Annotated in this window: 26 protein-coding genes and 1 tRNA gene; 9 read left to right on the top strand and 18 right to left on the bottom strand. The window is 41.3% G+C overall.

Annotated elements, in window-relative coordinates; genetic code table 11:
* Window positions 1-10: 10 nt before the first annotated feature.
* From nuoL to SKC37_RS05660, 3 genes are all read right to left on the bottom strand, one after another.
* Window positions 11-1,894 (bottom strand): NADH-quinone oxidoreductase subunit L, encoded by a 1,884-nt coding sequence (nuoL, locus tag SKC37_RS05670; protein WP_377980561.1) that lies wholly within the window; start codon window positions 1,892-1,894, stop codon window positions 11-13.
* A gap of 27 nt (window positions 1,895-1,921) precedes the next feature.
* Complete coding sequence (gene nuoK, locus SKC37_RS05665) at window positions 1,922-2,251, bottom strand: NADH-quinone oxidoreductase subunit NuoK (RefSeq protein WP_130895356.1); 330 nt, start codon at window positions 2,249-2,251, stop codon at window positions 1,922-1,924.
* A 105-nt stretch (window positions 2,252-2,356) separates the two neighbouring features.
* Window positions 2,357-3,166 (bottom strand): exonuclease domain-containing protein, encoded by an 810-nt coding sequence (locus SKC37_RS05660; RefSeq protein ID WP_377978436.1) that lies wholly within the window; start codon window positions 3,164-3,166, stop codon window positions 2,357-2,359.
* A 53-nt stretch (window positions 3,167-3,219) separates the two neighbouring features.
* Between SKC37_RS05660 and SKC37_RS05655 the strand changes: the two genes are divergently transcribed.
* The gene (locus tag SKC37_RS05655; protein ID WP_377980560.1) at window positions 3,220-3,903 is read left to right on the top strand and encodes a YjjG family noncanonical pyrimidine nucleotidase; all 684 of its coding nucleotides are present in this window, start codon (window positions 3,220-3,222) and stop codon (window positions 3,901-3,903) included.
* On the opposite strand, the gene SKC37_RS05650 is transcribed toward SKC37_RS05655, so the two are convergent.
* The 4 genes from SKC37_RS05650 to SKC37_RS05635 are packed head-to-tail and all read right to left on the bottom strand — an operon-like array spanning window position 3,886 to window position 5,941.
* Window positions 3,886-4,509: a hypothetical protein gene (locus SKC37_RS05650; protein WP_377980559.1), complete on the bottom strand. Its 624-nt coding sequence runs from the start codon at window positions 4,507-4,509 to the stop codon at window positions 3,886-3,888. The genes SKC37_RS05655 and SKC37_RS05650 overlap by 18 nt on opposite strands.
* A gap of 8 nt (window positions 4,510-4,517) precedes the next feature.
* Window positions 4,518-4,820 (bottom strand): (2Fe-2S) ferredoxin domain-containing protein, encoded by a 303-nt coding sequence (locus tag SKC37_RS05645; protein WP_377978433.1) that lies wholly within the window; start codon window positions 4,818-4,820, stop codon window positions 4,518-4,520.
* Window positions 4,821-4,824: 4 nt separating this feature from the next.
* Window positions 4,825-5,589, bottom strand: coding sequence for an exodeoxyribonuclease III (locus tag SKC37_RS05640; protein WP_377980558.1), 765 nt, complete (start codon window positions 5,587-5,589; stop codon window positions 4,825-4,827).
* Window positions 5,576-5,941 carry a hypothetical protein gene (locus tag SKC37_RS05635; RefSeq protein WP_377980557.1) on the bottom strand — a complete coding sequence of 122 codons (366 nt, stop codon included), beginning with the start codon at window positions 5,939-5,941 and terminating at the stop codon, window positions 5,576-5,578. Before SKC37_RS05635 ends, SKC37_RS05640 begins: the two co-directional genes overlap by 14 nt.
* A gap of 103 nt (window positions 5,942-6,044) precedes the next feature.
* On the opposite strand from SKC37_RS05635, the gene SKC37_RS05630 reads away from it, so the two are divergent.
* Entirely contained in the window at window positions 6,045-7,346 is a 1,302-nt protein-coding gene (locus SKC37_RS05630; RefSeq protein ID WP_377980556.1) for a 4-hydroxy-3-methylbut-2-enyl diphosphate reductase, read from the top strand.
* On the opposite strand, the gene SKC37_RS05625 is transcribed toward SKC37_RS05630, so the two are convergent.
* From SKC37_RS05625 to SKC37_RS05590, 8 genes are all read right to left on the bottom strand, one after another.
* Window positions 7,321-8,208 (bottom strand): fructosamine kinase family protein, encoded by an 888-nt coding sequence (locus SKC37_RS05625; protein ID WP_377980555.1) that lies wholly within the window; start codon window positions 8,206-8,208, stop codon window positions 7,321-7,323. The two genes, SKC37_RS05630 and SKC37_RS05625, sit on opposite strands and share 26 nt — an antisense overlap.
* 14 nt (window positions 8,209-8,222) lie before the next feature.
* Window positions 8,223-8,729, bottom strand: a complete 507-nt coding sequence (locus SKC37_RS05620; RefSeq protein ID WP_377980554.1) for a DUF2480 family protein — start codon at window positions 8,727-8,729, stop codon at window positions 8,223-8,225.
* Window position 8,730: 1 nt separating this feature from the next.
* Window positions 8,731-9,405 carry a tRNA (adenosine(37)-N6)-threonylcarbamoyltransferase complex dimerization subunit type 1 TsaB gene (tsaB, locus tag SKC37_RS05615; protein WP_377980553.1) on the bottom strand — a complete coding sequence of 225 codons (675 nt, stop codon included), beginning with the start codon at window positions 9,403-9,405 and terminating at the stop codon, window positions 8,731-8,733.
* Window positions 9,402-10,979, bottom strand: a complete 1,578-nt coding sequence (locus SKC37_RS05610; RefSeq protein WP_377980552.1) for a S41 family peptidase — start codon at window positions 10,977-10,979, stop codon at window positions 9,402-9,404. Before SKC37_RS05610 ends, tsaB begins: the two co-directional genes overlap by 4 nt.
* On the bottom strand, window positions 10,963-11,367 hold the full coding sequence (locus tag SKC37_RS05605) for a ribonuclease P protein component (protein ID WP_377980550.1): 405 nt from the start codon (window positions 11,365-11,367) through the stop codon (window positions 10,963-10,965). Before SKC37_RS05605 ends, SKC37_RS05610 begins: the two co-directional genes overlap by 17 nt.
* A gap of 62 nt (window positions 11,368-11,429) precedes the next feature.
* The gene (gene rpmH / locus SKC37_RS05600; protein ID WP_130895343.1) at window positions 11,430-11,585 is read right to left on the bottom strand and encodes a 50S ribosomal protein L34; all 156 of its coding nucleotides are present in this window, start codon (window positions 11,583-11,585) and stop codon (window positions 11,430-11,432) included.
* Between the two features lie 107 nt (window positions 11,586-11,692).
* Window positions 11,693-11,998, bottom strand: a complete 306-nt coding sequence (gene rpsJ / locus SKC37_RS05595; RefSeq protein ID WP_130895342.1) for a 30S ribosomal protein S10 — start codon at window positions 11,996-11,998, stop codon at window positions 11,693-11,695.
* A gap of 105 nt (window positions 11,999-12,103) precedes the next feature.
* Window positions 12,104-14,206: a tetratricopeptide repeat protein gene (locus tag SKC37_RS05590; RefSeq protein ID WP_377980548.1), complete on the bottom strand. Its 2,103-nt coding sequence runs from the start codon at window positions 14,204-14,206 to the stop codon at window positions 12,104-12,106.
* Window positions 14,207-14,412: 206 nt separating this feature from the next.
* Here SKC37_RS05590 and atpD point away from each other — a divergent pair, with 206 nt between their 5' ends.
* The 6 genes from atpD to SKC37_RS05560 all read left to right on the top strand — a co-directional run bounded on the left by atpD (window position 14,413) and on the right by SKC37_RS05560 (window position 18,969).
* A complete protein-coding gene (gene atpD / locus SKC37_RS05585; protein WP_377980547.1) occupies window positions 14,413-15,930 on the top strand; it encodes a F0F1 ATP synthase subunit beta in 1,518 nt (505 codons plus the stop codon).
* A gap of 8 nt (window positions 15,931-15,938) precedes the next feature.
* Window positions 15,939-16,169, top strand: a complete 231-nt coding sequence (locus SKC37_RS05580; protein ID WP_130895339.1) for a F0F1 ATP synthase subunit delta/epsilon — start codon at window positions 15,939-15,941, stop codon at window positions 16,167-16,169.
* Window positions 16,170-16,176: 7 nt separating this feature from the next.
* Window positions 16,177-16,749: a hypothetical protein gene (locus SKC37_RS05575; RefSeq protein ID WP_377980545.1), complete on the top strand. Its 573-nt coding sequence runs from the start codon at window positions 16,177-16,179 to the stop codon at window positions 16,747-16,749.
* Window positions 16,750-16,849: 100 nt separating this feature from the next.
* Window positions 16,850-17,296, top strand: a complete 447-nt coding sequence (locus SKC37_RS05570) for a MarR family winged helix-turn-helix transcriptional regulator (protein WP_377980543.1) — start codon at window positions 16,850-16,852, stop codon at window positions 17,294-17,296.
* Between the two features lie 75 nt (window positions 17,297-17,371).
* Window positions 17,372-18,271 (top strand): OmpA family protein, encoded by a 900-nt coding sequence (locus SKC37_RS05565; protein ID WP_377980541.1) that lies wholly within the window; start codon window positions 17,372-17,374, stop codon window positions 18,269-18,271.
* A 101-nt stretch (window positions 18,272-18,372) separates the two neighbouring features.
* Window positions 18,373-18,969 carry a DUF5715 family protein gene (locus SKC37_RS05560; protein WP_377980539.1) on the top strand — a complete coding sequence of 199 codons (597 nt, stop codon included), beginning with the start codon at window positions 18,373-18,375 and terminating at the stop codon, window positions 18,967-18,969.
* A gap of 22 nt (window positions 18,970-18,991) precedes the next feature.
* Here SKC37_RS05560 and SKC37_RS05555 read toward each other — a convergent pair whose 3' ends face one another.
* The 3 genes from SKC37_RS05555 to SKC37_RS05545 all read right to left on the bottom strand — a co-directional run bounded on the left by SKC37_RS05555 (window position 18,992) and on the right by SKC37_RS05545 (window position 20,243).
* Window positions 18,992-19,306 carry a LytR/AlgR family response regulator transcription factor gene (locus tag SKC37_RS05555; protein ID WP_377980537.1) on the bottom strand — a complete coding sequence of 105 codons (315 nt, stop codon included), beginning with the start codon at window positions 19,304-19,306 and terminating at the stop codon, window positions 18,992-18,994.
* 172 nt (window positions 19,307-19,478) lie between these two features.
* The gene (locus SKC37_RS05550) at window positions 19,479-19,934 is read right to left on the bottom strand and encodes a hypothetical protein (RefSeq protein WP_377980535.1); all 456 of its coding nucleotides are present in this window, start codon (window positions 19,932-19,934) and stop codon (window positions 19,479-19,481) included.
* A gap of 236 nt (window positions 19,935-20,170) precedes the next feature.
* Window positions 20,171-20,243: transfer RNA gene (locus tag SKC37_RS05545), tRNA-Met, on the bottom strand.
* 107 nt (window positions 20,244-20,350) lie between these two features.
* Here SKC37_RS05545 and era point away from each other — a divergent pair.
* The gene (era, locus tag SKC37_RS05540) at window positions 20,351-21,253 is read left to right on the top strand and encodes a GTPase Era (RefSeq protein ID WP_377981073.1); all 903 of its coding nucleotides are present in this window, start codon (window positions 20,351-20,353) and stop codon (window positions 21,251-21,253) included.
* Window positions 21,254-21,262: the final 9 nt, after the last annotated feature.

Below are 21,262 nucleotides of genomic sequence, written 5' to 3'. Positions count from 1 at the left end.
GGCGATCGGATTATGGAAGGATCGTACTTTTTAAACTAACAAATAAGATGACAACGATGGCCGCGACCATGCAGAATAGGTAGATGCCTACGTTTCCTGTTTGAGCTCTGCGGAACTCGCTCGAAGCATATTTTACAAAACGACCTAAGCCCTCTACGAACAAGTCGATCACTAAGAAGTCGATCACTTGGAAGAAGAAGTTCGATAAGAACGCGATAGGCTTCACAAATAGCATATCGTATAATTCATCGATGTAGAATTTGTGGTATATGACCTTTTGGATGCCTGAAATCTCCGTGTCTTCAGATGGTACTGATTTCTGCATCCCAAAAACGTAGATCGCTAAGAAGGCTGGCAAGAATGCCGCTAATAGTGGTGCGCCACCTTCTAAACTCAAGAAATTAACTTCTCCAGCTTCACCGGATTCTGGCAACAATGGCGCTAACCAATGCGCTAAGAATTCATTTCCACCTGCGAAGTGAGGTAGGTTGATCAAACCTCCACCCACAGAGAATACCGCTAATATAATCAACGGTAATGTCATCGTGATAGGCGATTCGTGTAAATGATGCGCTTGTTTTTCCGTTCCTCTGAACTCTCCATAGAAAGTCAAAATGAATACGCGGAACATGTAGAAGGAAGTCAAAGCAGAACCCAAAATCGCTAAGCCCCACATAATAGGGTCGTGGTGGTAAAGGCTCGCTAATATTTCATCTTTAGAGAAGAAACCGGCGAATGGAGGAATACCCGCAATAGCAATCGTTCCTAACATAAACGTAATGAACGTGATAGGCATCTTCGATTTCAACCCGCCCATACGGCGAATATCTTGTTCGTCTGACATCGCGTGAATCACAGAACCAGCGCCTAAGAAAAGAAGGGCCTTAAAGAACGCATGTGTCATCACGTGGAAGAACGACGCCGTGTACGCTGAAGCGCCTAAGCCCATAAACATGTACCCTAACTGGGATACCGTAGAATAAGCAAGGACTTTTTTGATATCGTTTTGGAAAAGACCAATCGCTGCGCCTAACAAGGCCGTTGCTAAACCAATCCAACCTACAAAATGCAATACTTCTGGGCTTAACTCAAACAAGGCATTCGCACGAATCACCATATAAATACCCGCCGTCACCATAGTCGCCGCGTGAATCAAAGCCGAAACCGGCGTAGGACCCGCCATCGCATCTGGAAGCCAAGTAAACAAAGGAATTTGAGCTGATTTACCCATAGCACCGATGAATAAACAGAAAGCGATGATGCTTAAATCAGTCGTATAATCGCCACTTTGAATAGCAGTGAAAATCGTTTGGTAGTCGGTTGTTCCGAAATCCTGGATCAATAAAAAGATCCCTACTAAGAAACCTAAATCACCTATACGGTTCATAATAAAGGCCTTACGCGCTGCGTCACCGTAAGAATTCTTTTGGTTCCAAAACCCGATCAACAAGTACGAACACAAACCTACGCCTTCCCATCCGATGAATAAAACCGTAAAGTTAGCCCCTAAAACGAGGATTAACATAAAGAACACGAACAGGTTCAAGAAGGCAAAAAACTTACCAAAACCAGCATCGTGGGACATATACCCAATTGAATACACGTGAATCAAGGTGCCCACTCCCGTGATGACAAGGAGCATTAAGATGGACAACTGATCGATTTGGAAAGCAAATGGAATCTCGAGAGAACCTACCTTAATCCAATCCGCGATGGGAAGAATTTGTGCCTGACCGTCGAAATTCAAGAACAACTGAAGTGATAAAGCGAAGGCAACCAAGGGAGGAATAGTTCCAATGATGCCCGCGATTTGCTTCGGTAATTTCGGGTACGCTAAACCATTAATAGCAAAGCCTAATAAGGGTAATAGTGGAATGAGGAATAGTAAAGACATATTAATTGGGCGGAATAAGGCGCTTAATTAGTTTTTCAATTTGTTAAGAACACCGATATCGATGCTTTGAATATTTCGGTAAATCATCACAATAATGGCTAAACCAACAGCCACTTCTGCTGCGGCCACGGCCATAATGAAGAATACGAAAATTTGACCTGCTGGGTCAGAATAGTAGGAAGAAAAGGCGGCTAACAATAAGTTAACAGCATTTAGCATTAATTCGATCGCCATAAAAACGATGATCGCATTTCTACGTGTTAATACGCCCAAAATACCAATGCAAAACAAAGCTGAGCTCAGCATAATGTAATGGGTTAATGGAATCGTACGGATAATTTCTGGTATTGATTGCATAGTCTTAAATAATAACAAAGGCTTCAGGCAAAAGCCTGTCCAAAAAATGCATTTATGCGAGGCAAAAATACGAAAATATCTGATAGCCTCGACATCAAAAATGCCTTAACGCTGAAAACCTTGCAATTTTATTTCGGTCAGTTTGCGCTTGGTATCCATCGGAAAATCACCCTTCATCATCCAGTCGTAATAAGACGGGTCAGACTTCAATACGTCGAGCACAGGTCTACCAATGTGTTTGCCAAAATTAAAGCAAGCCACTCGGTCTTTATTGTAGGCCATTCTATTCGCGTAGTCAATTGAATTCGAGGCACTTAGTTCGTGCAACTTGTCCATATCGTTTTGAATAGGGAAAACTTCCTTGCCATCCGCATCCTTAATCGCCTTGTTCGCATAGTGTTTCACCTGCGCATTTAATACTTCTAAAGTAGCTAACACATCTGCCTCAGCTCCGTGTGCTCCGATTAATTCTTTGCCGCAGTAAAACTGATAGGCAGCGGTTAAATTACGGGGCTCCATTAAATGGAAAATGCGTTGTGCATCCACTAATTTTCTGTTTTTCATATCGAAATCTACCTCAGCGCGTAGCATTTCCTCTACCAGCATAGGTACATCGAAACGGTTGGAGTTAAAGCCCGCAAGATCGCAACCATCTAAAAAAGTGGAAAGCGAGCGAGCTACCATTCGAAAGGTAGGTTCGTCTTTCACATCTTCATCGTAGATCCCATGTACTAAAGAAGCTTCTAAAGGAATTGGGATACCTGGATTCACGCGGCGCGTTTTTACCTCCACGGTTCCGTCTAGATTCGCTTTGGCAATGGAAATTTCCACAATGCGATCGCGGTTAATCTGTATCCCCGTCGTCTCTAAATCGAAAAATGCGAGAGGTCTCTTTAGTTGTAATTGATGTTCCATAGGATATTTTAAAATGGGCTAGAGCAAAGGTAAGTTATTATTACCTTTGTTACATGAATTTTAGCCCGAAAGCACTTTTTTTTGATTGGGATCACACGCTGTGGGATCATGACTTAAATGCAAAAGAAGTTTTACTTGATTTAGCCGCGGAATACGGCCTTTCGATTGAGCCCTTAAGCTACTGGGCCAGCTTTGAAAAAATCAATAATGGTTTATGGGACCAATACGCGGCAGGCGAAATATCGCAGGCGGAACTAAGGGAGACGCGCTTTGTGCGCTTTTTTCAAGAGTTGGGCGTCAAAGGTCCTGCAGAAGAGTTTGGCGATAAATACCTCGAACGTGCACCGCGAAAGACGAATTTGATGCCAGGTGCCTTTGAAGTCATTCAAGACTTAGCAGCCCATTTTCCCTTGTACATTCTGACAAATGGTTTTGACGATATTCAATACGTGAAGATTGAAGGCGCGGGGATGCGCTCCTTTTTTCAAGAGATTATTACCTCTCAGCAGGTGGGGACGAAGAAACCGAATCCGTTATTTTATGAATATGCTTTAGAACGCGCAGGTATTCAGCCTGGAGAGGCGCTGATGATTGGCGATCACGTGGAGGCTGATGTCCGGGGAGCATTGAATGCGGGAATTCCAGCGATTCATTATAATCCTTTTTCGGCAGAAACGGATTTGCCGCATGAAATCAAGCATTTGGATGAATTGAGGAGCTTACTCGAAAATCGATAATTGATTATCGCTCGATTTACGGTCAAAAATCTTCTTATCTCGAATGAATTTCTTGTTATCCTCTAAGAACAAAATGAACTTTTCGATCTGGTCGTATTGGAAACTGAAATCGATATTTTTTACATCGTAAGATTCCACATACACCTGTTTGAAGTCCGTAATAACGTAGTCTAGGCGCTCAATACCGTATTTCTGTAGACCTAATAAATACAGGTTTTGGTGGTTAGTCAAAAAGCGATTTGGCTCGTAATAGGCCGTACTTTTTAGGTCAAAAGCCACCGAATCACCTACGCCATCAATATATCCGTAGATCTGCGCGTTCTTGTAGCGCGATTCTACGTAAAACTGGGTCTTGTATTTGGCGGGCAATAACTCACGCGCTTGATCGATGATTCCCTCCGCAAATGCCTCTTCGTTTTCACCCAAAGTTACCGCTCGTTCAAAATCAATCCCTTTTTGCTGCGCATTTGTCGTAGGTTTACGCACGCGGTTGATGCGATCGATTAGCTCGATTTCATCCACGATGATTTTGCCATTTCCATCACGGGATTGGCTCACATAGAGGTTAAAGGAATTTAAAAGCGTGGGATATAAGCGGTAAATCATGGCGTAATTTATTGAATTTGGAGGCGAGTCACAATTTCGTCTTCGATTAAATGCGATTTTGTGATCTCTGCCACATCTTCCACCTGCACATTGCCGTAGAAAACGCCTTCTGGATACACGACCATCGTAGGTCCTTTTCCACAGAAATCAAGGCATCCTGATTTCTGGACGCGGATTTTAGCCGTTCCACCTTGGGCTGCATAGCTCGCGCGGAAAGCGTCTACTAATTCCATTCCGTGACTAGAACCGCAACATTTTTTAGGGGCATCTTTGTCGTTAGCGCAGATAAATACGTGTTTTTCGAAGTGCATATTATTAGCTATTAAGAATTAAAACGATGGGGCAATGATCGGAATGTTTCACATCCGGTAGGATAGAGGCGTGTTGGATTTTTTCTGCCAAAGCCTCAGATACCATCTGATAATCAATTCGCCAGCCCAAGTTTTTGCCACGAGCTCCCGCGCGGTAGGACCACCAGCTATAGTGGTGAGGTTCTGCATTGATTGCTCTAAAGGAGTCCACAAACCCGCGGCTCACGAATCCATCCATCCATTCGCGTTCTTCCGGCAAGAAACCAGAACTGTTTGCGTTGCCTTTCGGGTTATGAATGTCGATGGCTTTGTGGCAAATATTGTAATCGCCGGCAATGACTAAATTCGGAAATTCAATTTTGAGGGCGTTAATGTAGTTTTGAAAATCGCCTAACCAGTCCATTTTGAAGGCTTGTCTTTCATCACCGCTGGAGCCGGATGGCATATAAACGCTCATCACGGAAAATCCGTCATAATCCGCGCGCAATACGCGACCCTCGGAGTCGTATTTATCGATACCACAACCCACTGACACGTTATTTGGTCTAATCTTACTAAAGATTGCTACACCTGAATAGCCTTTTTTCTGAGCAGAATGCCAATAAACCTCATAGCCCAAAGCGAAAATTTCGCTCAAGTCTACTTGTTCTACTTCCGCCTTCAATTCTTGAATGCAGACAATATCTGGATTTTCTTCTTGAAGCCAAGAAACGAAACCTTTTGTTATCGCGGCACGAATGCCGTTTACGTTATAACTAATTATTTTCATTCGGGAATACCTCGGTTTTGAAATAATGAATGATGTGTGCTTTTAATAGGATTTCTTGCTCTTTCAAAGGCAGCGATGGAATTCCTTGTACATTTTCCCAATGTGGCCAACCTTCTTCATCTAAGCCGTCCAACCGGTAAAAATCGCTATAGCTCAATACTTTACAGGTGGCAATGTGCAGGAGATCTTGTTTTTGTTCTTTGGTAAAATGCGCGTGACCTTGACCTAATTCCTGTACCCCGATCATCAACAAGATCGGTTCCATTTCAGTGGGACGCTTGCCAAAAGAGTTTTCGAAAAAATCGAGAATCATCTCCCATTCTTCTTTTACTACTATCGGCTCGAATTCCATAAAGGGGTTGAATTTAATGAGATGCAAATTAGCCACAAAAAATGATTAATTGCCGTAGATGTCGTAATTTTGAAAACCAATAACCAAAAAATCAGTTTATAAAATGCATTCAATTGCACAGAAGCGTACATTTACTACTCAACCTCCCCATAAACGAACCTTTAAAAAAATGAAATCCTTTTCCATCCCCTCTTTATTTAAGAGTAATTTGATCGGTCGGATTAAAGAGGCTCGTCGAGTACAAGATAAATTAAAGAAAGATTTCACGCCTACACACTTGGATTTCGGTCCGGTGGAGGTGTTGCTGTCCCGTCATTTTGGTTTCTGCTACGGAGTAGAAAATGCCGTAGAAACAGCTTACCAGATTATCGATCAAAATCCAGATAAACGCATTTTCTTATTGTCTGAAATGATTCACAATCCTGCCGTAAATGCGGACTTATTGGATCGTGGGGTACGTTTTATTCAAGACACACACGGAAATCAAATTGTGGACTGGTCAGAGTTAAGCTCGAATGATGTGGTGATTGTACCTGCATTTGGAACAACTTTAGAGACGCAAGCCATCTTGCAATCCCGCGGAATAGATCCCTACGCTTATGATACCACCTGTCCTTTTGTGGAAAAGGTGTGGAATCGGGCGGATGCAATCGGTAAAAAAGATTATACGGTGATTGTGCACGGAAAACCTAGTCACGAGGAAACGAAAGCTACGTTTTCGCATTCTCAATCTGTGACACCGACTTTGATTATCAAAGATATCAAGCAGGCGATTGCTTTAGCGGCTTATATTAAAGAAGAAAAAACACCGGAAGAGTTTTTTGTAGAATTTGATGGACAATATTCAGCTGGGTTTAATCCGGCGAAAGATTTAAAACGCATTGGAGTGGTCAATCAGACAACGATGTTGGCAACGGATACACAAGAAATTGTGGATTATTTACGTCAAATCATCCGCTTGCACTTCCAATTATCGCCTGAAAACATCAAGGATTATTTTGCAGATACACGCGATACGCTCTGTTACGCCACGAATGATAACCAAAGTGCTACCTATGGTTTATTAGCCGAGGAGGCAGATTTCGCCATTGTCGCAGGTGGTTATAATTCTTCGAATACAGCTCATTTAGTCGATTTGTGTGTCGAGAAATTACCGACCTATTTTATTAAGAACGCGGAAAAATTAATTTCAGGTGACCAGGTATTGCATTTTGATAACGTGGTCAAAGAAGAAAAGCTTAGTCAGGCGTTTATCCCAACAAAAGAAAAGGTTCGGGTTTTGTTAACCTGCGGAGCTTCCTGCCCGGATGCGGTGATGGAAGAAATCTTGCGAAAGCTAGTTTCGTTTTTCCCGGGTGCTAAGGACGTGGATGAAGTGGTTAATACGAATCTACAATCTTCTTAACGGCAGGCAAGTAACCTTCGCCGAATAGATTCACGTGTACTAAGAGTGGGTACAGATTGTACAAAGGAATGCGTTTGTGGAATCCTTTCTCAATCGGAAAATTCGCGTGATATGCCTCATAAAAGGCCTCGTCAAATCCACCAAACATGGTAGTAAAGGCAAGTTCCGCTTCTCTAAATCCATAATAACAGGCTGGATCCACGAGTGTAATTAATCCTTGCGGATTCGTCATTGCATTTCCGGACCAAAGATCCCCGTGAATTAAAGCTGACTTTTCATTCGGTAAAAGGGAGGGTAACTTTTCAAACAAGGTTTCAAATTTGGCCTCTAAGTCAGCATCAATTTTACGATCATATATCGCTCTGGCTAACTGATTGCGCAAGCGATGTTCAATGAAAAAGGCGATGCCATTTTCATTCCAAGTATTGATTTGTGGCGCAGCACCGATGTAATTTGTATAGTCGAGTCCGTGCCCGTTTTCAGCCGTATTTTTGTGCAATCGAGCTAGTTTCTCCCCAAAATCCACCCAGTAATTCGTTGCCTTTTCTCCGGATGGAATACATTCCATCATCAAGTATTCTTTATCCTCCATCGTACCTGTTCCTATTACGCGCGGTACTGAAATGGAGGAAGTTTTTCCAATTAAATCTAAGTTTTTTGCCTCAGCCTCAAAGAAACCTTGGTGATCTCCTTGGTTCCATTTGATGAAATATTCGTCCGCATTTTTCAATTGCACACGCACGGCCAAGTTAAAATTACCCCCGTAGAAAAATTCTAAGTCCTTCACCTCGGAGTTCTCCCCTACATGATGCTGGATGATTTTATCAATAAACTGGTATTGTGCTTGCGTTTCCGTGGACATAGGACAAAATTACCTTATTTTCTTTTAAAAAGCGGAACCGTGCTGCAGGGTTCTCCAAAAAACAGGCTCTTCGCCACCGGTTGCAATAATTGAGTGATTTTCAGATAGGCCTCGGTAGGAACGGATTCTTTCGAGCAACCTTTGATAACGATTTTGGCATCCTGAAAATCTTCCGGCTTTATCTTCGCCAAAGCCTGCTCAAACAAAGTTTTTTCTAAATCTGCTAGATTCCCGAATACGAGTGTCTTTGCAAACGGAGTTAGCTGTACTCCTAATAACATATAAGCCCAAGTAGGGATAATGGCATCCTCGCTACAACCCACCGCTACATGTTTCCCAGCATAGCTCGACCAATCGTGGCCACTGATAAATTCTCTGAAATCCTTCTCGCGCAAGGCGATGCCTTGGAACAATTGATCCTTGATGTCGATGAAAACACGCTCACCCGGAACGCGTAAATCTTCTAGATCGATTTGCGTCAGTCCACTTTGGTTTACACGGTTGATGATTTCCTCTGCCATCTTACAAGGATTTAAGTTTTGGTTTAGTGCCCATATATTCCTTTAAATAATCGGGCTCTTTGGTAACGAGGTTCTCGAATGTTTGATTCAAAAATGCCTCGTGCGCTAATTTTCCCATATATTGAGCCTCAGGTAATAAAGGACCATCTAGGAACTTGATAGAGGGATGCGTGCAACTTTCTATCCATTTTGCAGATCCATTCCCCAAAGCGATCACTGGCGTAAACGCTTGAAAAGATTCAGGTGTTAAAATGTGCGCCTCTTGTGGAGATAGCTCTAGTAGATCTGACGAATAAACGGCCGCATACACTTCCATTCTGCGTGCATCTAACATAGGCAAAAGTAAGGATCCTGCTGGCGCTTCGACTGCGGAGGCTAACACCTGCAAGGTCGGTAAACAGATCAAAGGCTTATCCAAAGCGAAGCAAATTCCTTTCGCCGTCGCTAAACCGATACGTAAGCCAGTGTAAGATCCGGGTCCGTTTGAAACGGCCACGGCGGATAGTTCAGCTAGCGCGCGACCTGCTGTCTTCATCACTTTTTCAATCAAAAGGGTCAGCGATTTAGAATGAGAACCCTCCTCATCCACTAATTCCTGCGTAATCAATTGCCCATTTTCGTGGAGGGCAACGGAACAGTTTTGGGTCGACGTATCTAGACTTAGGATAAGACTCATTTCAAATTGGTAATTAATTCCACACCCTTTAATAGGCTCGGATCGTGTTCAAAAGACCATTCATTTATCCCTTTTTTCAGGTAATAATGATGCACTATTTCTTGTTCTAATAACGCCGAAATCACTTTTTTGTTTGCCTGTAGCTCTTTCGCGATCGAAGAATCCCATTCCGGCTTGATTTTTTCCAGCGTCGCCGTCAAGTTCACATACAAAGGATCTTTTTGTGTTTCTTTCAGCACATCGCGCATCTGTTTCTCTAACGGACTCTCGTATATGAATTTACTTGCCTTAACCCATTGAACAAATTGTTCGAATTCAGGTTCTGTCAAATGGAAATTAGCAGCAGCCGAGATAGAGGGGTGTTTTAATTTGAAAAGGCGGGCATATTGGAAGAAGATCCGCTCTTTCAATAATTGTTGAGTTAAACTGTTCGCCTGCGGTCTGCCCACTAACACATCGGGTTCGATTCCTCCACCCGCATTGACTTTTCTGCCATTGCGCGTTTTGAATTCGCGCTTAGTGGTGTCCTTGTTTTCTGAATAATCGATCGCTTGAATGCAGCGACCGCTCGGAATATAGTATTTCGCGGTGGTAATCTTGATTTTTGCCCGATAAGGTAAATCACGTGTTACCTGAACGAGGCCCTTTCCAAAACTCCGTTGCCCCACTATTGTTCCTCGGTCATAATCTTGCAGAACGCCCGCCACAATTTCGGCAGCTGATGCAGAGTTTTGATTGATTAAAACAACGATGGGCATCGACGTATCCCAGCTCGGATTCAACGCCTTGTAGGTTGCATTCCATTCTTTTAATTTGCCCTTCGTGCTCACGATGGGTGTTTCTTTGTCTAAGAAGAGATTGCAAATATCTACCGCCTGCGTCAGTAAGCCACCCGGGTTATTGCGTAAATCCAATATCAACTTCTTCATCCCCTCTTTCTTCAATTGAACGAGAGCCGCTTTCATTTCTTTGGTAGCTGACTGATTGAATTCTTCTAATTCGATGTACCCGATGCCTGGACGAATGATACCCGCGTAGCCCACATTCTTGATTTGAACGGTAGACCGGTTGACACTCAACGTCAGCTGCGAATCCCCGCGTTTAATTTCTGCGACTAATTTACTGTCTTTAGGGCCTTTGATTAATAGACCGGGGTCGGACTCTTCGGTGATCTGATTACCATTAATAGAAAGCAGTTGATCGCCTATTTGCAATCCAGCTTGCAAGGCAGGACTCGATTCGTCTACATACGTAATGTAATAGCCTTTGTCTACCCAAGAGGCGCGGATGCCAATGCCTTCGTATTTTCCGGTGGTGAGAGTGGTGAATTCGTCCAAATCTTCTTCCGGATAATAGACCGTGTATGGGTCTAATTGATCCAGCATTCCATCGATGGAGTTTTGAACGACCTTGTTCGGGTCGATTGGATTCACGTAGAATTGATTCAGTTCTTTGATGACGCTGGCGTAAATGTCCAGGTTTTTGGCCAGGTCAAATAATTGGTCCGCCCGACTAAAAGCCCACAAGCCCATACCCATAAATACGAAAAGGCTTATTTTAACTAGCTGCTTCATTCGGTTGGGTGAATTTGTCTAAAATGGCGGCCATTTTCTTGTGGATTTTATCGGATGGTTCAATCGTAGAACCAATATAGACAAAAGCCAATACATCTGGAAGTTTTGCTTTTCCTTCTACTTGAAAATGGGGTTTATTCAGGCGGTAGGCCTCGCGGATGCGACGCTTAAGCGTATTTCGATCCACGGCTTTCGAAAATCGACGCTTGGGCACCGAAATCAATATTTGTGGGTTCGTCAAATCCGCTTCAAAAGGATTCTGGCGGATGTATAAAACACGAAAAGGATAGACAAATCGTTCTTCAACGATTCGACTATCCTTTTCGAATAAGGAATCAATAATTTTAATGTGCGTTAGACGCTCCGATTTAGAAAATGTAAATTTCAAAGCAGGAATACCAAGTGTACAACAATAGCAAACCAGAAATCTTCTTTTCTAAGATCTATGGCTTATTTGCCTCTTTTTTCGTCTGAAACAGTCAACTTGTGACGTCCTTTAGCACGACGGTTTGTCAATACGCGACGACCGTTTGCCGTAGACATACGCTCACGGAATCCGTGTTTGTTTTTTCTCTTACGTACAGAGGGTTGAAAAGTTCTTTTCATTTCTTTATTTGTTAAAGCAGCCCATCATTTCGATTGGGGCTTGCAAAGGTAAAACAAAATATTTATTCATCATGGATTCAGCTGGTAGGCCTTCACCTGACAGGTCCTTAAACCTTGATTTCTACGTCTACTCCTGAAGGCAATTCTAATTTCATCAAAGCATCTACTGTTTTAGCAGAAGAAGAGAAGATGTCGATTAGACGCTTGTAAGTACATAATTGGAATTGCTCACGTGCTTTCTTGTTAACGTGTGGTGAACGTAAAACAGTGAATTTCTCAATTTTTGTTGGAAGAGGGATAGGGCCAGAAACAACTGCTCCTGTAGCTTTTACCGCTTTAACGATTTTCTCTGCTGATTTGTCTACCAATGAGTGGTCAAATGACTTCAGCTTAATGCGAATTTTTTGATTCATATAAGATGGTTCTTTAAATGATTAAGCAGCGAAAGAACCATTTACTCCGCTACTTAAATTAATTAGGACTGCAAAAGTACAGAATGTCACTTAATTATACAAGCCTTAGAATTTAGTTTTTTCTAGAGCGTGTTGTTTTTCAGCTAAATAGCTCACTTGCGTGGCTTGGTAAAGGGTGGGATTCAATTTCCGGAGTTTTTCCATTGCCTCATCCGCATAACTAATTTCACCCATTTTTAATGCCTGTTGTACATAGATCGGATAAAAGGCAGGATTCTGTTCGTTCCATTGCAAAGCTGACAGCGCTGCATCGTATCCTTTTTTCGGAGAAACAAGCGGAAGCGCCTGTTGTAACACGCTTACTTGAAATGGGTATTTTTCGAGCATGCTGAGTGCGTTCTGGCGAGTAATTACAGGTGTCTTCACAGGAAAAGCCGTTCCATATTTCCAAAAAGCCAAAATGCCTATCATGCCCGAACCCTGGGTCGTGTCCGCTGCGATAGACACATTCAATTGATTTAAGGCTAGGAGTGGTTTAGCGTGGTGATATACTTGCCATGATTTTAATAGCTCTAATTCTGGGAACATGTCGCCAAGTGATCTTTGCCAGCTTGTAAGGTCATATATGGGTGCTTTTTCTTTCCAAAAGAATAATCCGTTATATAGATAAACCAAGTCCCGCAAGTCAGCTTTCGGAATAAAAGTGGGGTTCATTGGTGCCGTAGGAATTCCAGCTGCTAAAAGATTAGCTTGAATCGCTAGGTCTTCAGAGGGATCAAAATCAGGTTTCCGTTTTCGATAAACTACGTCTGAATAGAGCTTGTTAGCTTTGTAAAGTGGGTTTTCTGGGGCTAGTTCATACGCTTTTTCATAAAAGTAAGCGGCAGAATCTGGTATGGCTAGTCTTTCATATTGCAAGGCTAATTGGGATGCGACACGCGGATCAGCTTGGTCACTTTTTTGCAAGGTAAATAAGGCATCAAAGGGATGATTTTCTGCAGCAAAAACATTAGCTAACGCGATAGAGAGAGAGGGGTCTTTGTGAATACTTTGGCTGGCAGCTACATAATATGCAAATGCTTCGGTGTCGCCGGCTTGTTGTGCGAGTGCGGCAAGGCTCTGATTACTTTTCGGATTTAAACGGCTATGTAGCGTAGCATTTTTATAATGAATTTCAGCCATTTGAGAATCGCCAAAAAATCCAGACACATCACCGGCATAATTTTCTTTTGCCGCCATTCCTTGGTGATAAGCACCTGAATTGAAAGCAAAAACAGCACCCACGCTCAAAATAAGCACTCCTATTTGAATGAGATGCAGTGGCAACAAAGCGGCCTTGTGAATGACTTTATGGATAGGTAGATTTTTGGCTAGTAAAGAATCGAAATTTCGGAATATAAAGAGCGGAAAAAGTAAGCCCATCACTACCTGATTGATCAAATTCCAGCTTTCTAAGGCCTGCAAACCAGGCGTATTCGCATGCCATAACAGCGGCAATAGAGCGGATAGGGCCAAAATACTTATTCCTAGTAAGGTTTTATTCTCCTTGTTTTGGTACACATATGTTCCGGTAGCAAGTAGCCACCAGAAGAAAGGAGGAATGGCGGTGCGAATACCTAGATCGAATCGTTGATTGCCAAAAGTAATCAGCAAATTAACTCCCCAAACCAAGCCTAAAATCAATCGATTTTTCTTCGAACTGGCAACATCTGAGCCTTGAGACCAACTTAGTAATAAAGAAGGTATCGAGCCCGAACTCAAAACGGATAGGCCAGTAAGAGCTAATAGGCTGAGGCTGAAGACCTGTCCACTGATAATTTGGGATAAGGCAGGAATGGAGGCATCAGATAGGCTGAAAGCAACAATGCCAAACCATAAAGCAGCTCCTAACATAGTCTGCCAAGCTGGTAAAATAGAGAAAAGAAGCGTGAAAAGGCCAATAGTCGCTAAAACAAATCCGATAATCTCGGGTGTGGGCTCCAGAGTAGCGGCTTGTATTTGGAAATTTTGGCGAATGAAATAAACCGTGCTGTGAAGATCTTGTCCCGCCTGCGTATCCACCACCTTTTGAAAAGGGATCATCTCGGAGACTTCTATCCAGTTAAATAGGACCTGACCTCCCTGTATCCACAGCCCTAAAGCCACCAAAAGTAAGGTTGAACAGGCATAGAAAATGCTTTTCGAAAATGAGGGCAGAGCTAAGCGCATATTTTGGTTCAAAAATGAATTCCTAAATTTCATATAAACTACGATTCATTCAAAGAAATTGCCTGATTTTGGCAAAAAATAGTTGAAAAATACTAATTTCTATTTTGGTAAATTCGAATTAAGAGGCTAATTTTGCAGTCCGAATGTATTAGCATTCGTGAACTAATACAAAATCGTAGTTTTTTAGCTAACAAATTAAAATTCAAATGGCAAACGCAGTTAACAAAGGAAAAGTTGCGCAAGTAATTGGACCCGTTGTCGATGTGAGCTTCGAAGGCGAAGGATCACATTTACCAGCGATCTTGAATGCTCTTTCAGTAACGAAATCAAATGGTCAAACGCTTGTTCTTGAGGTGCAACAGCACTTAGGAGAAGATCGCGTGAGAACAATTGCGATGGAAGGAACGGAAGGTCTTCAACGTGGACAAGAGGTAATCGATAAAGGTACGCCTATGACGATGCCGACAGGTGAGGGAATTAAAGGTCGTTTGTTTAACGTAGTAGGTGATGCCATCGATGGTATTGCTCAACCTAAGTCTGACAAAGGATTGCCTATCCACCGTGCTGCGCCTAAATTTGATGAATTAGCGACAACAACTGAGGTTTTATTCACAGGAATTAAGGTTATCGACTTGTTAGCCCCTTATGTAAAGGGTGGTAAAATTGGTTTATTCGGTGGTGCCGGTGTAGGTAAAACCGTATTGATCATGGAGTTGATTAATAATATTGCCAAAGCATACGAAGGTCTTTCGGTATTCGCAGGTGTAGGTGAGCGTACTCGTGAGGGTAACGACTTATTACGTGAGATGATTGAATCAGGCGTTATCAAGTATGGCGAGGAATTTAAGCACGCGATGGAAGCGGGTGAGTGGGATCTTTCTAAAGTAGATAACACGGAATTAGCGAAGTCTCAAGCAACTTTAGTGTTCGGTCAAATGAACGAGCCTCCAGGAGCACGTGCACGTGTAGCTTTATCAGGATTAACGGTGGCGGAACACTTCCGTGATGGCGATGGCGAAGGTCAAGGTCGTGATATCCTATTCTTTATCGATAACATCTTCCGTTTTACACAAGCGGGTTCTGAGGTATCTGCCCTGTTAGGTCGTATGCCATCTGCGGTAGGTTACCAACCAACCTTAGCAACAGAAATGGGTGCGATGCAAGAGCGTATCACTTCTACGAAGCGTGGTTCTATTACATCGGTACAAGCAGTTTACGTACCTGCCGATGACTTAACGGATCCAGCTCCGGCAACAACGTTTGCCCACTTAGATGCTACTACGGTATTATCTCGTAAGATTGCTGAATTAGGTATCTACCCAGCGGTGGATCCATTAGATTCATCATCTCGTATTTTGTCTGCAGAAGTATTAGGTGATTCTCACTATGATACGGCGCAACGTGTGAAGGAAATCTTACAACGTTACAAAGAATTACAGGATATCATTGCGATCTTAGGTCTAGATGAATTATCTGAAGAAGATAAATTAGTCGTTTCTCGCGCTCGCCGTGTACAACGTTTCTTGTCACAACCTTTCTTTGTGGCAGAACAATTTACAGGCTTAAAAGGCGTTCTAGTGGACATCAACGATACGATCAAAGGATTCAACGCGATCATCGATGGTGGATACGATCACCTTCCAGAAGCTGCTTTCAACTTAGTAGGAACTATTGAGGATGCAGTGGTAAAAGGAGAGAAATTATTAGCTGAGGCTGCTAAATAAAAAAAAATATGTTTGTAGAAATTATTACACCGGATCGTAAAGTTTTCTCTGCAGAAGCATCTGTAGTGACTTTGCCTGGCGTTAATGGTTCCTTCCAAATTTTAAATGACCACGCAGCGATCGTTTCTACTTTAGCTAAAGGAGAATTAACGGCTGATAAAGAGGTCTTCCAAATCGAAGGAGGAGTTGTTGAAGTTTTGAATAATCGAGTTCTTGTTTTAGCCGAAGGCGTTAACTAACATTCTCATGAAAAAACTGGCCATTTTATTGTTTGCAACCGCCTTGTTTAGTTCTTGTTCTCAACAAGAATTTTTGACTGGTTCGATTTTAGCTACTGTAAAAGAGAATAACATCCCTTTGCAGAAGATTCAGTTTTACAATGATAATGGTTTGGTATTGGAAAGAGAGATGAGTTCAACGGACGCCAATGTGAAAGCAGGGGCTTTAGTCTTCAAAAATGGAAAATCGATTAATCGAGTTAGTTTAGAGAAGCAGACACCGGGAGCCTTGTTGAAAGAAGTAGAAGGTAAATTGTATGTCTCTTTTGATAATCCAGCTAAGGAATCAAATAGTTTGATCTTTGCGCCTGTTTTAGGGGAACGCGGAGAGTATTTCTATCAGCTGGTAGATGAATCAGGTAACTCGTCTATTTCTCATTTGAACTTTGAAGGAAATAAATACCTAGTGTACAATGAGAAATACGAAGGATTGACTAAGTCAGTGACCAAAACACCTCGTGTTCGCCTGATGATTATGAAGTCTTCTTTAAATGGCTTAAAAGTGAATTCGAAAAGAATGAAAGGTAATCGAGTACAATAATCGATTGCTTTTATAGGAATTTGAAAATAGGATGCTTGCATCCTATTTTTTTTTGATCCATTTTTGCTCAAACGTATGTTAGCATACAAACAGAATTTCTATGAAAGCAGAAGAAACGATTGATTTTCACATCAAGACTGGCTGGTATGCCATCAGTCGTATGTATAATACCTATGCCGCTCAATTTGATATGACCATGGCGATTGGCTATGTATTATTGCATATCGACAAAGACGGTACGCCCGCCACCAAGATTGCCCCTGCTTTAGGTTTAGAGGCTAGATCCTTGACTCGTATGTTGAAGACTTTAGAGGATAAGAAATGGATTGAGCGTTCGGCTAATTATGAGGATAAGCGCGTCGTCAAGATATTTTTAACGGAAATTGGAAAGAAAAAACGGGACCAAGCCCGCAAAGGGGTCATAGCGTTTAATAAGTTGATTTATGATCGAATAGATCCAGAAAAATTGGCTGTATTTTTTGATGTGATGGGTACGGTCAATCAGGTTTTGGGGGAGGACGCCGGAGAAATTTTAAAAACAATCTAGAAAAAAACGTATTTCGGGATACGTATATTAAAGGAGATCCTTATTTTTGCTTGATAATTAAACAAACACTGCGTTATGAAAAAACTAATTTTAGTATTCGCAATGATGCCTTTTTTATTTACCTCTTGTGTAGGAAAGAAGAAATTAGCGGATTTGGAATCACAATTAACTGAATTACAGGCTTCTAGTGCTTCGACTGTGTCTAAAGCCAAAGCTGATTTATCAGATTGCCAATCTTTAACGGCAAGCCTTCAAGGTGAATTGAAAAAGAGAGATACTGATTTAGAAGCGAAGAATGGTCAATTGAAAACATTGCAAGAGCAATTAGATTACTTCAAGAAAACGAATACCAACTTATTAGATCGTTTATCTGATCTTTCAGTTATCAATAAATCAGGTGCGGAAAGTATTCGCAAGTCTTTAGATGCCTTAAACGAGCAAGGGAAATACATCAAAGATTTGAACTCATCTATCCAACGTAAAGATTCAATGAATTTATCTCTTGTAATGAACTTGAAGCGTTCATTAGCAGATGTGAATGATGAAGATGTAACGGTGGAAGTGAAGAAAGGGGTAGTGTATATCTCGATCTCAGATAACTTGATGTTTGCATCAGGTAGTGCCGTAGTTAATGCTAAAGCAGTGGCTGTGTTAGCAAAGGTGGCGAAAGTCTTAAATGATCACAAAGAGTTAGACGTATTGGTAGAAGGTCATACTGATTCACAACCCATCTCTACTGAGTGTATCCAAGACAACTGGGATTTATCTGCTAAGCGTGCTACATCGGTAGTTCGTGTATTGCAAACTAAATTCGATGTAGATCCAGAGCGTTTAACAGCGGGTGGTCGTGGAGAATTTGAGCCACAATCAGCGAACAAAACTGCCAAAGGACGTAAGCAAAATCGCCGTACGGAGATTATTGTAACGCCTAAATTAGATCAATTCTTTAGCTTAATGGCGCCACAAGCCAAATAAGATTTAAGTTAAGTAGTCAACAGCTAGGGCCAGTGAATATAATTAAATTCAAAAAATTATATTTTCTGGTCCTAGCTGTTTTTTTTGTGCTCTTTGTATTCTTGTTTAAGGATATTAAAAGAGTAGTTCGGTATTATTATCTACAGTATACTTACGGGCAATATGTAAATAATGGAATTTGTCCTAATTGCGCTATCTTATTTACAGATGGAATTAGTCAGCATAATAAGGCATATCAAAAGGAGGGTATAGTGCCTCAGCGAAATGATAAAGGCTTAATCAACTTATTGGATAAGGGTGTGTTAGTTAAACTAAAGGCGAGTGATGCATTACATATTAGTCAGATGCCTTATTCAAAACCCTTTGTTCTACCTAAGTGTCGCGATTTTGTTCGTAAGTTAAGCCAAGAATACGAAGACAGTTGTAGGAGTCGACAGCTGACAGCTATTCCAATCGAACTATCTAGTGGTACACGCACGCTTGAAAGCGTAGCCAGATTGCGAAAAAACAATGCGAATGCGATTGGAGAAAGTGCCCACCTAAAAGGGAAAACATTCGATGTTAACTACAGGAAGTTTGGTAAAAAAAATAAACGTCAAGTGGAACTGTTTGTGAAAATTTTACACAAGTACAACCAGTTGAATCAATGCTACGTTAAGTTTGAAAGAAACGGTTGTTTGCACATTACCGTTAATTAATCGAAACTATTTTGGCAATTATTTAGGCTAATTGGCCTCTGACTAAATCTAGTTTTCTACGAGAAACTGGTAGTGCTTGGTTTAGGATGGTCTTGACAGTTTTGGTATCGTTTAAGTCATGTCCTGTGATATTTACTTTGTTCACTAAATAGGACTTGTGAATACGAATGAATGTGCCAAGGCGTAATTGAGATTCAAACTTCTTTAATGTTTTAGCCATCGTGGGTGTTTGGCCGTTCTTTAAAAAGATAGTAGTATAATTCCCTTTACCCTCTATGCTAACGATGTCATCAACTGGGCATTGATCTATTCCGGGAATTTTCAGGTGTTTTCTCATGAGCACGTATTTACGATTGTAAACCTAGTGTATTTGAGCTGAACCTTGTTGAAGGAATTATTTAGCGGTATTGGTATTTATTTAGCGGTCAAATAAGATCAATTTTGTGGCATAAAAAAAGAGGCCTTTGTAAGACCTCTTTTGATGTAACACCTGACAATAATTCGCCAGGTTAATTTAGGCTGTTAATAATTGAAATCGAAATGATAACGGAGATGATGACTAATACAAAAGAAACTCCCACGCCCCAGAGAGCAGATTTTCCAGCTGAACTGGCCTTGATAGGAGATTTGTCTTTTTCTGTTAGGTAAACAATTAATCCTACCAATGGGATTAAAAATGAGATGATATTCAATCCGGTAGATGGAACGTCATAGGGATTTGAATTTTCTGGATTAAAATCTTGATTAAAACTAGATCCACTCTGAACTGGAATGGTAGAATTGTTGTCACTTACTAAATAGATGCCTAGTAATAACAATGAAATTGTTTGCAAAGGCCAAATTAGTAGCGAGGCAAATAGTTGAAAGCCACTTAAATAGTTGAATTGTTCGGGCAAATTAACCAATTGACTGATTAATGCCAATGAAGATGAGATGATGAGTAAAATTCCTGCGATTTTTTTCATAATTGTTTGTTTAGAGTTCAATAATAAAGATTAAAATCAAAACTTTCAATTTTTTAAAAAATTTAAAAAGAGGCAAATCTCGTCGTTAATTGCCAAAATTCCGTTAAATAAATGCTGTGTCTATTAATTGCGGTAATAAGACTTTGCTCTGGAATCCGATAATTTTTTTGATTTGGGAGTAATGATAAAAAACAAAACGGTTATACTTTTTGAGTACAACCGTTTTGAAATTCTTGTAGCGGGGGCCAGACTCGAACTGACGACCTTTGGGTTATGAGCCCAACGAGCTACCAACTGCTCCACCCCGCGATATAATTGGGAGTGCAAAGATGCACGTTTCTTTGGGAAAAAACAAGTATCTTTGTAGAAATTATTCTTGCCTATCCTTTTTGAGGCAGATTATACGTTACATTTCTATGACCCCAGAACACAAAGCAGGCTTTATCAGCATTATTGGAAAACCCAACGTGGGTAAGAGTACGCTGATGAATGCATTAGTGGGGGAGCGACTTTCGATTGTGAGCTCGAAAGCGCAGACGACACGTCACCGGATTTTGGGGATGTTGAATGGAGAGCATAAGGGTACTGAATATCAGATTGTTTACTCAGATACGCCTGGTGTTTTATTGCCAAAATATGAATTGCATAAATCCATGATGCAGTTCGTGAAAAGCTCTTTAGAGGATGCGGATGTAGTGTTGTATGTGACGGATGTGTTTGACGAATTTGAAGATTTGGACTTTTTGACCAATTGGAAAGATTTTACGGATACACCTATTCTTGTTTTATTAAACAAGATCGATTTAGTGACCATGGAGAAGTTAGAGGAGAAAGTCGCGTATTGGCAGGGAATTTTTCCTGGTAAGCCGATTATCCCTATTTCGGCGTTAGAATCGGTTCATTTGGACCAAATCTTTAGCCATCTCATGGAGCATTTACCTGTTCATCCACCCTTTTTTGATAAGGAGGAGCTGACAGATAAGCCAGAAAAGTTCTTTGCCTCTGAGATTGTTAGAGAGAAGATTTTCTTGAATTATAAAAAAGAGATTCCTTATTCGTGTGAGGTAGTGGTGACTTCTTTTAAAGAAGAGCCTACCATTTTACGTATCGCTACGGAGATTTATGTCGAAAGGGTATCGCAGCGTGCGATCATCATTGGGCATAAAGGTGAAAATATCAAGAAAGTGGGAATTCAGGCAAGAGAGGATTTGGAGAAGTTTTTTGGTAAAAAAGTATTTTTAGAGCAGTTTGTCAAAGTGGAGCCTGATTGGCGTGCGAAGACCGACAAGCTGCGTTCATTCGGGTATTCACTCGATTAATTTAACATA

It is taken from the genome of Aquirufa esocilacus (genome assembly GCF_042715595.1).
GTDB classification, from domain to species: domain Bacteria; phylum Bacteroidota; class Bacteroidia; order Cytophagales; family Spirosomataceae; genus Aquirufa; species Aquirufa esocilacus.
The sequence above is the reverse complement of the archived record's forward strand: the minus strand, read 5'-3'. Positions and strand labels throughout refer to the sequence as shown.

Bases quoted from the DNA above. Each gene is read 5' to 3' on its own strand.
- SKC37_RS05575 (WP_377980545.1), top strand. From the start codon at position 16,177: ATGAAAAAACTGGCCATTTTATTGTTTGCAACCGCCTTGTTTAGTTCT.
- SKC37_RS05635 (WP_377980557.1), bottom strand. From the start codon at position 5,941: ATGGAATTCGAGCCGATAGTAGTAAAAGAAGAATGGGAGATGATTCTC.
- SKC37_RS05640 (WP_377980558.1), bottom strand. From the start codon at position 5,589: ATGAAAATAATTAGTTATAACGTAAACGGCATTCGTGCCGCGATAACA.
- SKC37_RS05550 (WP_377980535.1), bottom strand. From the start codon at position 19,934: ATGAAAAAAATCGCAGGAATTTTACTCATCATCTCATCTTCATTGGCA.
- rpsJ (WP_130895342.1), bottom strand. From the start codon at position 11,998: ATGAATCAAAAAATTCGCATTAAGCTGAAGTCATTTGACCACTCATTG.
- era (WP_377981073.1), top strand. From the start codon at position 20,351: ATGACCCCAGAACACAAAGCAGGCTTTATCAGCATTATTGGAAAACCC.
- SKC37_RS05565 (WP_377980541.1), top strand. From the start codon at position 17,372: ATGAAAAAACTAATTTTAGTATTCGCAATGATGCCTTTTTTATTTACC.
- rpmH (WP_130895343.1), bottom strand. From the start codon at position 11,585: ATGAAAAGAACTTTTCAACCCTCTGTACGTAAGAGAAAAAACAAACAC.
- SKC37_RS05610 (WP_377980552.1), bottom strand. From the start codon at position 10,979: ATGAAGCAGCTAGTTAAAATAAGCCTTTTCGTATTTATGGGTATGGGC.
- SKC37_RS05630 (WP_377980556.1), top strand. From the start codon at position 6,045: ATGCATTCAATTGCACAGAAGCGTACATTTACTACTCAACCTCCCCAT.
- SKC37_RS05620 (WP_377980554.1), bottom strand. From the start codon at position 8,729: ATGGCAGAGGAAATCATCAACCGTGTAAACCAAAGTGGACTGACGCAA.
- SKC37_RS05570 (WP_377980543.1), top strand. From the start codon at position 16,850: ATGAAAGCAGAAGAAACGATTGATTTTCACATCAAGACTGGCTGGTAT.
- SKC37_RS05590 (WP_377980548.1), bottom strand. From the start codon at position 14,206: ATGCGCTTAGCTCTGCCCTCATTTTCGAAAAGCATTTTCTATGCCTGT.
- SKC37_RS05580 (WP_130895339.1), top strand. From the start codon at position 15,939: ATGTTTGTAGAAATTATTACACCGGATCGTAAAGTTTTCTCTGCAGAA.
- SKC37_RS05555 (WP_377980537.1), bottom strand. From the start codon at position 19,306: ATGAGAAAACACCTGAAAATTCCCGGAATAGATCAATGCCCAGTTGAT.
- SKC37_RS05650 (WP_377980559.1), bottom strand. From the start codon at position 4,509: ATGATTTACCGCTTATATCCCACGCTTTTAAATTCCTTTAACCTCTAT.
- SKC37_RS05645 (WP_377978433.1), bottom strand. From the start codon at position 4,820: ATGCACTTCGAAAAACACGTATTTATCTGCGCTAACGACAAAGATGCC.
- SKC37_RS05625 (WP_377980555.1), bottom strand. From the start codon at position 8,208: ATGTCCACGGAAACGCAAGCACAATACCAGTTTATTGATAAAATCATC.
- atpD (WP_377980547.1), top strand. From the start codon at position 14,413: ATGGCAAACGCAGTTAACAAAGGAAAAGTTGCGCAAGTAATTGGACCC.
- nuoL (WP_377980561.1), bottom strand. From the start codon at position 1,894: ATGTCTTTACTATTCCTCATTCCACTATTACCCTTATTAGGCTTTGCT.
- SKC37_RS05660 (WP_377978436.1), bottom strand. From the start codon at position 3,166: ATGGAACATCAATTACAACTAAAGAGACCTCTCGCATTTTTCGATTTA.
- SKC37_RS05655 (WP_377980560.1), top strand. From the start codon at position 3,220: ATGAATTTTAGCCCGAAAGCACTTTTTTTTGATTGGGATCACACGCTG.
- nuoK (WP_130895356.1), bottom strand. From the start codon at position 2,251: ATGCAATCAATACCAGAAATTATCCGTACGATTCCATTAACCCATTAC.
- tsaB (WP_377980553.1), bottom strand. From the start codon at position 9,405: ATGAGTCTTATCCTAAGTCTAGATACGTCGACCCAAAACTGTTCCGTT.